The 11,946-nt window shown below is 43.8% G+C and carries 11 protein-coding genes; 5 read left to right on the forward strand and 6 right to left on the reverse strand.

Features of this window, described 5'->3' with window-relative positions; genetic code table 11:
* Window positions 1-35 precede the first annotated feature (35 nt).
* Window positions 36-956 carry a LysR family transcriptional regulator gene (locus ABD744_RS04170; RefSeq protein WP_344795752.1) on the forward strand — a complete coding sequence of 307 codons (921 nt, stop codon included), beginning with the start codon at window positions 36-38 and terminating at the stop codon, window positions 954-956.
* A gap of 73 nt (window positions 957-1,029) precedes the next feature.
* On the opposite strand, the gene ABD744_RS04175 is transcribed toward ABD744_RS04170, so the two are convergent.
* From ABD744_RS04175 to ABD744_RS04195, 5 genes are all read right to left on the reverse strand, one after another.
* On the reverse strand, window positions 1,030-1,800 hold the full coding sequence (locus ABD744_RS04175; RefSeq protein WP_344795754.1) for a COG4315 family predicted lipoprotein: 771 nt from the start codon (window positions 1,798-1,800) through the stop codon (window positions 1,030-1,032).
* 154 nt (window positions 1,801-1,954) lie between these two features.
* On the reverse strand, window positions 1,955-2,971 hold the full coding sequence (locus ABD744_RS04180; protein WP_344795756.1) for a 3-oxoacyl-[acyl-carrier-protein] synthase III C-terminal domain-containing protein: 1,017 nt from the start codon (window positions 2,969-2,971) through the stop codon (window positions 1,955-1,957).
* A 98-nt stretch (window positions 2,972-3,069) separates the two neighbouring features.
* Complete coding sequence (locus ABD744_RS04185; protein ID WP_344795758.1) at window positions 3,070-4,461, reverse strand: cytochrome-c peroxidase; 1,392 nt, start codon at window positions 4,459-4,461, stop codon at window positions 3,070-3,072.
* Window positions 4,462-4,654: 193 nt separating this feature from the next.
* Complete coding sequence (locus ABD744_RS04190) at window positions 4,655-5,341, reverse strand: HAD family hydrolase (protein ID WP_344795760.1); 687 nt, start codon at window positions 5,339-5,341, stop codon at window positions 4,655-4,657.
* Window positions 5,325-6,071, reverse strand: a complete 747-nt coding sequence (locus ABD744_RS04195) for an AfsA-related hotdog domain-containing protein (protein ID WP_344795762.1) — start codon at window positions 6,069-6,071, stop codon at window positions 5,325-5,327. The genes ABD744_RS04190 and ABD744_RS04195 overlap by 17 nt, the downstream gene beginning before the upstream one ends.
* Window positions 6,072-6,315: 244 nt before the next feature.
* Here ABD744_RS04195 and ABD744_RS04200 point away from each other — a divergent pair, with 244 nt between their 5' ends.
* A complete protein-coding gene (locus tag ABD744_RS04200; protein ID WP_344795764.1) occupies window positions 6,316-6,609 on the forward strand; it encodes a hypothetical protein in 294 nt (97 codons plus the stop codon).
* Window positions 6,610-6,683: 74 nt separating this feature from the next.
* Here the strand turns inward: ABD744_RS04200 and ABD744_RS04205 are convergent, their stop codons facing one another.
* Complete coding sequence (locus ABD744_RS04205) at window positions 6,684-7,250, reverse strand: bacteriohemerythrin (protein ID WP_344795766.1); 567 nt, start codon at window positions 7,248-7,250, stop codon at window positions 6,684-6,686.
* Window positions 7,251-7,766: 516 nt separating this feature from the next.
* Between ABD744_RS04205 and ABD744_RS04210 the strand changes: the two genes are divergently transcribed.
* The 3 genes from ABD744_RS04210 to ABD744_RS04220 all read left to right on the forward strand — a co-directional run bounded on the left by ABD744_RS04210 (window position 7,767) and on the right by ABD744_RS04220 (window position 11,907).
* On the forward strand, window positions 7,767-9,395 hold the full coding sequence (locus ABD744_RS04210) for a cytochrome D1 domain-containing protein (protein ID WP_344795768.1): 1,629 nt from the start codon (window positions 7,767-7,769) through the stop codon (window positions 9,393-9,395).
* A 220-nt stretch (window positions 9,396-9,615) separates the two neighbouring features.
* Entirely contained in the window at window positions 9,616-11,451 is a 1,836-nt protein-coding gene (locus tag ABD744_RS04215) for a NapC/NirT family cytochrome c (RefSeq protein WP_344795771.1), read from the forward strand.
* Window positions 11,452-11,586: 135 nt separating this feature from the next.
* On the forward strand, window positions 11,587-11,907 hold the full coding sequence (locus tag ABD744_RS04220) for a plastocyanin/azurin family copper-binding protein (protein WP_344795773.1): 321 nt from the start codon (window positions 11,587-11,589) through the stop codon (window positions 11,905-11,907).
* Window positions 11,908-11,946: the final 39 nt, after the last annotated feature.

An 11,946-nucleotide genomic window follows, 5' to 3' on the forward strand; every position in this document is an offset into this window, starting at 1 on the left:
GAAGGGCTTAATGGTTATGAAATAAGGGGAATACCATGGAGTGGGACGCAATACGCTATTTTTTGGCAGTAGCAAGACGAGGAGGGTTAACAGCCGCGACTCGTGAGATGGGAGTCAGTATTTCCACGGTAAGTCGCAATTTAAACCAGCTGGAAGACACCATTGGTGTGCCTTTGTTTATCAGGCATCCGACCGGATATACGCTGACAGAGCATGGGGAGTCTTTGTATAAGAAGGCAGAAGAAGCGGAAGACGCTATTTTAGGTTTTGAGTCCTTAGCCATAGGTCAACACAAAAATACATCGGGCGTCGTTCGAGTAGCCACAGCAGAAAATATAGCAACAAACTTTATCATTCCGGCACTGCCAGATTTTTATCGGCAGTATCCGTCCATAACATTGGATTTAGTAACCAGTATTCCTTCCATTAACATGGCAAAACGCGAAGCGGATGTTGCATTGCGTCTTACCCGACCTGAACATGGTAATGTTTTGGTTCGTAAACTGGGTACGCAGCAATGGGCATTTTATCGCAGTAAAAAACTGACGTGGTTAGAAGATGGGCCGTTAAATCAAGAAAATGCAGGTCGATACCCATTCATCTTTTGGACTGAAAGTTTGGGGGATTTGCCGGTTCCCAAATGGCTGCATCATGAGATAAAACCCGCATCTGTACCTATTCATTGCAGCAGTCTGTATTCTAATTTTTGTGCAGCTAAAGCCGGGGTGGGTATCGCTCTTTTGCCTTGTTTTATGGGCGATGCAGACGCAGATCTGGCGTACATTCCTTACGAGGGCGAGCTGACTGCTCAGGATATTTGGTTGGCAGTAAACCGGGATGTGAGATCCTCGGCGCGGGTGTCCGTTGTGGTTGATTTTCTGGCTCAGTTAGTCGAAGACAACCGTATAAAGTTTGAAGGTGTAAATTTTTGCCAAAATACGGCTGTGGCTTCTTAATAAGTTTTAATAAACGCGTTTTCATGCCCAAGCACCTATGGTGTATTTGGGCATGAAACGGCGTTATCCGGAATTACTTCTTAGGGTTCTTAATGATGTCCCATTCTCTGTTGAAGTTTCTTCCTACGGTTACGTTAACGTAGTGGTCGAAGTTAAACAGATACAAAGGCTCTCCTTTGTAAGTCAGCTGTAATTTCTCCTGAAAAGGTACAGCGACCAAGCCAAATGGTTCAGAGGCTTCTGTCAGGTCAACAACAGCCGGCGTCCAGGTGTCTAAACAAGGGCCTTCACAACTGCTGATGGCTGGATTCACGTAAAGCGGTCTTTGGTGAAGAACAAGATACTTCGTTTTTTTGTTGATTTTACGTAGCTTGGTCAGGCCATCGTGTAATGCATTTTTATCGCGGATGATGAACCACATGCCTAAACCACCCCCTTCAAACAAGTGACCGTTAAAGTCGCCTGGCTCCAGGTCGTGAATGAACGTGTAAAGTGGCCAGTTATCGTATGTCACTTGTCTTACGCCATCGTCACGCACGTGGATACCAAAAGGCGCAGGCAGCTCTTCAAATTCACCGGCTTCGAGTGGAGGCCAGAAAGTATTACATACGTCATAACAGGTTGAACGACCTGTCCCTTCATCATCGGCAAATGTGTAAAGGGTGTAGCCTTCGGTGTTGGTGACGAGCGACAGTTTATCGTGACGCTTATAAACTTCTACCCCAACACTTGCCACATCATTCGGCAAGTTTTGATTGGTTAGTTTTCCTCCAGCCTGAGCCGTGCTGGAGAAAATTGAAAAACTGGTTGCAGCGATAAGTGCAGAAATTAAAAAATGCTTCATAGTTTTATCCATAAAAGAAAGTAGGTTGTATTTGTTATTTCACGATCAATTTTTTCATTGGACTGGTGCAGCGTTTGTTTTAGTCTCTCCGTTAGTTAAGTTCTCCTCGGTTAAATGAATTTAAATAGTTAAATTGATTAAGGTAAGAAGCTCGTTAGCACACTTCCAGCAGTAACGCGCTCCAGGTAAAACCGCTTCCGGCACTGATAACCAGCACTTTCTCGCCTGAACTCAATGCATTGGTTTTATGCAAATGAGAGAGGGAGATGAAGGCATCGGCAGACCCTACGTGACCTATGGTTGAACCCAACGACCAAAGTGTTTTGGACAGAGGAACATCCAGTGCCGGAAGGTAGTTGTTTTCCAGTATTTTTTGACCAAGATTGGGCAGAATGACTTTGGATACATCTTTCATAGTGAGCTGATGTTGTTCCAGACATTGTTGAGTCACCTGCTTTACAGCGGACAATGAGGTATTGGACAGTTGTTCAATACCAAACTGATTTAAATAGTTTTTCTTCGTGACTTTAATGTTGTAAGGAATCGTGCTGTCTTCCGACGCATCGTTATAGTGTTCCGGAAGACGATGCAGACCGTTTAATTCGCCGTGGCATTCAGTGACCAGGCTCAGAATTTCATAGTCACCACTGTCCTTGGAAACGATGGCGCCTGCGCCCCCATCGCCATATAAAATCCCGTAGTCAGCACTCCAGCGATTAAATGCACTTCCCTCAAAAGAATCCACGGACATGGTCAGGGCAGAGTCTGCATCCGGGTTTGTTTTTAAGTAGCTGATGATTAATTCCAAGGCGATCAGTTGAGAGTTACAGCCTTGCTGAATACCGCAAGTCAGCGCCTTGGTGGCGTTGGTCTTCTCCTGAATGTAAGAAGCCGGTTGCCAAAAGGCGCCGTAGCCTGCTCTGTGTATCGAGGAGAAGGTGATCATCGACAGTGCACTGAGATCCACGCCACTGGACAAAGTTAATTGGTCAATGATGCGCTGGATTAATGACAAAGAGTCTTCTTCTCGTAACAGGGACACACTTTTGTACTGGGTGTTGTCCCATTCTTGTGCTTCATATACGCCCTTATCCGCTTCCTGTTGAACGGAATGACAAGAAGGTGAAACGAAGTGCTCGCAGTTACGAATAAACAATCTTTGACTACTCATAGTATTTCCTTGCAACATGTTTTTTCATGGCGTGGGGTTAATGTCCGCTTCTGTTGAAGCGGGTTCACTTAGTGTGCTATTTGTTTATAAATTAAAACTTAAAGCTGATTGGTCAGAGATGTCAGCATGAACTCCAGCAATACTTCTTTTTCGGCATCGGTCATCTTGATGCCAGGGCCTGAGTTATCTCCACCAAGGCCACCTTTGTGAAAGATCATTTCAGAGACACTGGCGAAACGGGCATCGTTGTGCTCGGTTTCAATGAATAGATCATCAAACTGTTGAGTCAGACCGAAGTAATTATCAGCGTAGTTATAGAGGCTTTCTCTTGGGGCACGATAGTGCTCCAGTACATCGTCCAGTGTTTGAAATGCGCCGTCATGCATGTAAGGTGCGGTCAAAGCGATGTTGCGCAGCATTGGTGTTTTGAATCGGTAATCGCGGTTTTCTTCGAGATAACCTAAGCCCCGGTCGTCCTTGTTTTCATCTTTACCCGGACCGATTTGTGGGGTCAGAATGTTATGGAATTCCACATCAGAAAGAAGGGCTCCGCCGTGACAAGACACGCAATTCGCGCGTGTTACGTCTGAAAAGACAATCATGCCGCGCTTTTCGTTGTTTGAAAGTGAGTTAAGATCGCCTTTCAGGTATTGATCATAGCGGGTGTTTGTAGCTGCAAATTTGTATGTCTGGTATTCGGCAATAGCCCGGCCAACGTGGCCAATATTGAATTTCTTCAGCTCAAGCCCTGGGTAAGCATCCTGAATTGGCTGCCAATAATCCGCGTTGTTCGAGATGCGTTTGGCAATAAGCTTCCATATGCGCTTGTGCTTTTTATCTTTTAAGTTGGCGAGCTTGTTTTCGCCTTGTTGGCCCCGCATTTCATGACGATCCAGCATGGGAAACAACGCTTGATAGGCCACCAGGTTATCATCCAAAGCCTCTACGATTTTTTTGGCTGCGCCGGATTTTCTTTTATTCAAAAATTTGGAAGGGGTGATAATCTCGCTGCCGTCATCACTGCGACGGACTGCTCCGTCAGTAAATAATTTGTCGTAAAGTGGGTTGGATACGTTGAACAAGGCCGGTGAATTACGAGCAATAAAATGGCCTTCATCCAGTGTTCTTTCAACCCCTAACCCGGAGCCCCCTTCGCCAATAGGCAAAGACAGTTGATCAATGGTAAAGCGGTCAGGTAAATGACAGGTGGCGCAGGCGATATTTTCGTTACCAGACAATTGCACATCGTTAAAGAGCATGTCACCAAGCTCAAATAACGCAGGGTTCATTTCGTTTTGATCGGGGGCTTCCAGAGGTGTTAACCCAAGTTCACTGATGTAATTGGAAAGTACGCTGTCCAGTTCAGTGTCCGGGATGGTAAAAACGTAGTCGTCAACATTGCCTTCATTTGCGAAACTGCTGTTTGCATTAAATGCAGTTAATAAGACCAATCCGCAAACAAAACTATTTTTTTTCATGGTTTTAAGCATGGCTATTCCTTCATCTATGCTAATAAAAAAGATTCTCAAATCGTTTTAGTTATAATTAATTTTGTAGTTTTTAAATTTCGTTCATTTTTTAGCAGGTTAATGACAAGCGCTTTACAAAGACATTACGTTGTATTTCGTAATATGTTGTAATGGTTAAAAATTCAGGTGGGGAAATGCCCCACCTTGAAGCGTTCTATGCCGCTTGAATTAAATTCCAGCCAAAGACATCACAAATTTCTGTCGATTCTTTTGTCGGGTTAATCATGGCTGCTTGACCCACCGTTTTTAACATCGGTATGTCTGAAACATCATCGCCATACGCATAACAAAGCGATGGGTCTTGTTGAAGGTCAGAGAGTAAACGTTTGATGTACTTTGCTTTTCCTTGACCAATGGAAGGCTCTGACACTAATCGGCCAGTGTAATGACCTTCGATTTTTTCCAAAGGTGCGGAAATAACGCCGTCGACATTCAATTCCTTTGCAAGAGGGAGTAATAATGGTAAGGCGGAGCCTGACACCAAAATTACGCCATGCCCTGCATCTTTATGCCGATTTAAAATATCTACCACAGGCTCAATAAAGAAGTTGGGTGTCTTCCGGGCTTTTAAATACCATTGATGACTTAATTCATTGATACGATTAACCGAAATGCCTTGAAATATCGAATAATAGAACTCGTTAATGTTTTCTCTGGGTTGTTTTGTTTCTATCATTCGATTCAGTTCAGATCGGTATTCTTCCGATTTCTGAAATAACTCCGGATCTTCTGACCAGAGATATTCAAGAAATGAAAACATGCTTTTAATCGTAATCAATGTATTATCGACATCGAAAAAGGCATACGCCGGATGATTCGGTTGATTATGCAGCCACTTCATTGTCTTCCATCCTTTTTAGTCCTTCTGTTACTGCCGCACTTGCCAGATCCGCTTCTTTTTTCTGAAGGAATTTATTGTCGTAAGTGGTAAATTTGGTCCTGACTGTGGCGCACAGTTCGCCGTTTTGAATGACTGACATTTCAATATCAAAATAAAGAGAACCGCCTTTTTTCTCTTTACTATCTTTAACCTGATAAAGAATGGTGGCAGGCAAGGGGAATAAAAAGCGGTGATACTCGGTATCCAGGTTATTGATTACAAAGTAGCTTGAGCCTTTCATGTCGCCCAGGAAATACTCCTCAGTTACGGCCAGGAAGGTTTGTCTTGCCGCTTCCGTAAGCACCATGCCCTGTACGTGATAACCCGTAACGTGATCGCCCATTTCGTCACAATTTTCATCCAGTAACATGTCTACTTCGAAGAGAGATTCTGACAGTTTTTTGGGGAAGCCCAGCATTGAGTTGCGCTCTTGATGCTTATGAGATAACTCACGACCTGATTTGATTAATGGGTTGAACTCGAACAAAAACTGTTTGGCTTGCTGTTCTGCTTTGTGAAGCAAGTTTCGAGTTGTTTCCTCAGAAAGCCCCTGGCCAAGATAAAAGCGGAAGTTATTTTCAACAGCCTGATCATCTAGCATACTCTCGAGTTCAGAGGCAGTAATGACATTATTTATTTGAGAAAAGTTTTGAAATTTATCGCCAACAACAAAAAATCGATTGATACTCATGGTGAACGTTCCTTATTTCGTTGATTGATTAGCCACGGACAAGGTAACGATTAAAAAGAAACGAGTGTATTTCGTAGTATTGCGTAATATGACAACGGGATGGGATCAATTACAGTGCATTATTTGATCAGTTTTGATATTAATGGTCTATTTGGCAGCTTAAATGAAGTTATTATTAAAACGGGATTAACTTTTAGATAAAAGTGCCATGTAATGGAACGAATTTATTACAAATGTGTAAACTATGAATATAAAAACATCCCCTGAACGTACTATTCTGGATTGCATTAAAACGTGCTCAAACCCATTTGACTCTTCGGAAGCTAACACCTTACAGCGAACGTTGAATGCAATCACGGTTGTTCTAGAGAGTACTTCTAAATTAGACGTTGTGGCTGTACTGGAAAATGAAGAATTAAGGTTAGAAAAACTGCTGGAAGAAGGCGCTGGCTCTATGGTCGGTTACGAGATGCAGTTGGCCGATAAAGATGCTCTATGGAATTGCCGTGCGGCGATAAAATATGTGAAAGAAAACTGAATGATCTCACCCAATGGGTACTTCATTGAGTGAGATGTTCTATGCATGGCTTTATCTGTATCTGGCTTTGAACGTTATTGAATTCCTTTTTCAATCAAGTGCTTGCTGTACAGTTTGTCTGTACCGTTGATGTGGTTCAGTAGCCAGTTGGTTAAGAATTGGCTGACTTCATTGAGTGACTCATGGCCCTCGCGTTTGTATTTTTCTACAAAGCTCTCTACCTGAAGAATCATGGATTCATGCTGTTTTTTGTGGTTTTCAAAATCCGGATAACCGGATTGTTTCATAAAGCCTTCTTCGCGCTCAAAATGAAAACGGGTATAAGCAACCAACTCTTCCAATGCTTGGCGTTCAAACTCGGCGTCTGTGTAGTAATCGTAAGCGGTTTGAAACTGATTTAATAAGTAGATTAGCTTTTTGTGATCATTATCTAACACTTCAATTCCTACACTGTATTCGTCTTTCCAAACGATTTCGGAGTTTGCATTGAACTTCTTATAGGCAACAGGAATCAATATTAAGGCAATGATTAATATCCAGGGAATGGGGTTATTTAAGCCAATTAAAAACCCAAGACCAATGGCTACAATAATCAGGCCGATGGCGGCAGCGAAGATGAGAGCATTAAATCGTTTGGTCATACTAAACCCACTCTTTATTTAGTCAGTTTTAAATGCCGTTCCATAAAAAGAACGATATTTAATCAAAAATTTATTTCATCGAAATTTGAATACGTCTTCATAATTTCAGGCATTAAAAGCACAAATGGCATTAAGGCCGATGCTCCAAGTTTTACATAAAACCAGTCCTTAAACTCAGCTAATGGTTTGATCATTGAGGCAGATCAAAAAGTAGTTGATTCTTTTACTCGGCTATTCGGTTATTGATCGAAGTCATGATTTTTCTTTTCGTTTTTATCCATAGTGTGTTCAAAGCGATACGGATGCACAGAAACGTTCAGTGTTGCTTTCATCAGTGTGCCGGATCTTTCGAACGCCGAAAGTCAAAAAGGTTTGAAGGAATAAGACACGTTGAAAACAGAGAAACATCAGCAGACTGATATGGACTGGTATTGATCGAAACCTGAAACGATCGCAACCCGGAAGTATAGAAAAGGTCTGTGGTGTGTACCTTGATAGCACTGGGGATAATGTCCTATGAAAAAACTCAAGTTTGGATTGTCTGCAATTGGTCTAGCGGTTGGTATGGCTGCGACAGGTTTATCATTGCCTGCGTTCGCAGGTGGCCCAACTATGTCCGAGAAGGATTTTGAAGAAACGAACCTAAAGTACTTCCAGCGTTGTGCGGGTTGTCATGGGGTACTGCGAAAGGGGGCGACGGGTAAGAATCTTGAGCCGAAGAACATGCTGAAGAAAGGTCAGGCGCGTTTAGAGAAGATTATCTCTTACGGGACTGAAGGTGGTATGAACAACTTTGATGATATCTTTAGTAAAGATGAAATCTCCAAGTTGGCTACCTATATTCAGATGGAACCACCGGTGCCACCTGAAATGTCCTTGGATCAAATGAAAGCGCTAACTAAGCAGTTTGTTCCTCTTAAAGACTATCCAACCAAACCTCTGCATGGTCGTAATTGGGAAAACTTCTTTGTTGTGATCGAGCGTGACGCAGGTAAAGCAGCCATCATTGATGGCGATACCAAAGAAGTGATTGACCATATTGACACTGGTTATGCGGTACACGTAATTAAAGGTACTGAGCACCATAAAAAAGATCATGCAAAAGATGTAGGTCGTTTCTGGTACACCATTGGTCGTGACGGCAAGGTGAACAAAATCGACTTATGGCAGAAGCCAGGCAAAATGTTGGTTGCTGAAACTCAGATGGCATACGATGCGCGTGACATCGCGGTTTCCGGTGACGGTAAATACGTGATTGCCGGTGGTTACTGGCCAGCACACTTCGTGATCATGGATGCAGAAACGCTTGAACCGCTAAAAGTTGTTTCAACACGTGGTTACAACACCAAAGGTGAGTACATCAATGAAGCGCGTGTAGCGGCTATCTATACTGCGCCAAATGAGTCTGCATTCATCGTAGCTGTTAAAGAGACAGGAAAGATGTTGCAGGTTGATTACACAGACCTTGATAACTTGACAATCACTGCAATTGAATCCGCAGAATTCCTGCATGATGGATTCTTCGACCCAACCGGTCGTTACTTCCAGATCGCTGCTAATGCTTCAAATAAGATGGTTGTTGTTGATACGAAAGACGCCAAACTTGAGAAGATGATTGATGTTGACAAGCTTCCTCACCCAGGCCCTGGTGCAAACTGGATTGATGAGAAGTGTGGCCCTGTGGGTGGTACAACGCACTTGGGTGTAGGTCTGGTATCTGTGTGGGGTAACGATCCGATCAATCACCCTGATCAGGCGTGGAAGCTTTGTTACGAAGTTGAAACGGATGGTGCCGGTGTATTCATCCGTACGCATGAGAAGTCTGACTACGTATGGGCGGATCAGTTGAAACATCCTGAGCCTGAAGTTCAGCAGTCTGTTCAAGTCTTCGATAAGAAAACACGTGAAATCGTTAAGACGATTCGTGTGACGGAAGAAGAAGGTAAGGCTGCACTTCACATGGAGTTCAACCAGGATGGTACTGAAGTTTGGGTATCAGTCTGGAACCGTGCAGACGCGAAGAACCCAACGGGTGAAATCGTTGTATACGATGCGAAGACTCTAAAAGAGAAGAAACGCATTAAGGGCTTAACCACTCCAACTGGTAAGTTCAACGTGTTCAACCGTGCGAACCACAAAACTTAATTTAAGTTTAACGTTCGCTTAGAGCGAGGTGAGGGTGACCCCTTTACCTCACTCACTGAGTGCGGCCGGAAGTGTGTTTCGGTCGCTCTCTGCTAGTCACTTAAGGGCACCTTCATTCATTTAAGTAACGACATTTTCCCGCCGTCTTGTGAATGAACCATAACAACGCCCAATTTGGATTCACCCTGGTTAGATAGCTCAACATGAGGCTGAAGAAACTATGGCTGATAAAATCGTACATAAACCGGGTTTCTTAAATCGTCGACTCATACTCGGTACTACAATTGCCGGTGCAGTTGTATTTTTTATTGTCGGCATCATCTTCTGGGGCGGTTTCAATACGGCCATGGAAGCCACTAATACCCTCGAATTCTGCGTTGGTTGCCACGAAATGGAAGCCAATGTGTACCAAGAGTATACGCCCACCATTCACTACTCTAACCGTACAGGTGTTCGAGCTGGTTGTCCCGATTGCCACGTACCAAGGCCCTGGATTCATAAGATGGTGCGTAAAATACAGGCCTCGAAAGAAGTCTTCTCTTGGTTAACGGGCAAAATCGATACTAAAGAAGAGTTTGAAGAACATCGCTTTACAATGGCGAAGAGTGTTTGGAAAGCCATGAAAGAAACGGATTCACGTGAATGCCGTAACTGTCATAACTTCGAGTCCATGAATCCGGAACATCAAAAACCTCGGGCACGTAAACAGCACTTAAATGCCTTTAAAGAAGGTCAGACATGCATTGATTGCCACAAGGGCATTGCTCATAACGACGTTCGTCATATGTTGAGTGATGAAGAGCTGGAAGAAATTGAAAAGCCAAATCCCGATTACATACGTGAGATTCCACAAATGTACAAAGACGGTCTGGCCCGTGTGGAAGCGAAAGAAGCGGAAGAAGCGGAGCAAGAGCGCATTGCTAAGGCTGAGCTGAAAGCCAAGCAGCAGAAACAAGTGGAAGGTGCCGTTGCTGAAGCCTTGGAAGCTTATAAAGCAGAGCAGGCACTCTTAGCTGAAACCAAAGCCGCTGCTACTGCGGGTGCTAAAGGTGAGAAAGCCGCTAAACCAGTGGTTAAGAAAGCAGCAAAAGCCAGCGGTATTAAGGTGAACTGGTCTAAAGCTGATTCTCGCGATATTACCATCTTCTATCCTGGTCAAGCGTCCATCGAGTGGATTTTGAATGGCCGTGATCACGGTGGTGCGAGACCATTTACGAAAGGCGGTGATCGTTGTGTAACTTGTCATGACAAAGAAACAGCCGACATGGGCGCCAAGATTGTCAGTGGTGAAAAAGCGGAAGCAACGCCAATCCCTGGTAAGCGTGGCAGTATCCCTGTCACAGTTGACGCAACGTATGATAATGAAAACCTCTATATGCGCTTTAGCTGGGCAGAAGGAGAGCATGCTCCTGTACCGTTCGCAGACGGAGGCAAGCTTGATCCTGAAAACCCAATGAAACTGGCCATTATGTTTGCTACAGACGAAGTTGAGTTTGCAGATCGTGCGGGTTGTTGGGGCACATGCCACCACGACGCGAAAAATATGCCTGACGCACCGGATGCCGACACATTGGCAACCAGCGAGTTCGCTAAGCAAATCAACATTGGTGATGGCGTGACTAAGTACCTAAAAGAAAGCCGTACCAAGCTTGAAGTAAAAGGCCGTCGTGGTAAGAAGCGTGGCGGTTGGGACAAGTTGAAATCTGCTGATGAAATCGCAGCTGACACCAATGCGGGTAAGTTCATGGATCTGATCCGCTACAAATCTGGCAAAGGCGAAGTGGAAGACGGCCATATCATGGAGCAACGTACCATGCATGGCGGTCAGATCTCTGAGTTTGATGCAAAACTTAAGAATGGCACTTGGACGGTTGTTATGAAACGCAAATTAAAGTCTGACAAAGCGGGTGATATTACCTTGGAGAAAGGCAAGACTTATAACTTTGGTTTCGCTATCCATGATGATTACTCCAACTCTCGATTCCACCATGTATCTCTAGGCTACAAGTTGGGCATCGATAACGGAGACGGAGACATCAATGCCGCTAAGCAATGAATAAAGCACGATAACTAGGAAGCAAAAAACTAAAATTTACGTTAAAACCTCAGGCATTCTGCAAAGAATGCCTTTTTTCATTTTAAATATCAGTGTCTTAGCTACAATCTAACTTTTAAAATAAAGGACGTATGTATGAAAGCTCTCAGCACCAGCCTACTTAGCGTCGTCATTTTGCTTAGCTCGGCAATGGCAGAAGCCAAAACCGTTGAAGTGGAGATTAAGAAGTTTAAGTTTACTCCGCAACACATCACCATCAACCAAGGCGATACGGTAGTGTGGATTAACAAAGAAAAACGCCAATATCACAGCGTGTGGTTTAAGAGCATAGACACAGAAGAACCGGATTACTTCTTCCCGGATGAGACCTATCAAAAGACGTTTAATGACGTGGGGTCGTTTGATTATGAATGTGGTCCGCATCCTGAGATGACGGGGTCAGTGACTGTGGAGTAGAGAGATACAAACAGTCCACAATTAAAATGCGATGTAATG

This window comes from Litoribacillus peritrichatus (genome assembly GCF_039537985.1).
Classification (GTDB): Bacteria; Pseudomonadota; Gammaproteobacteria; order Pseudomonadales; family Litoribrevibacteraceae; genus Litoribacillus; species Litoribacillus peritrichatus.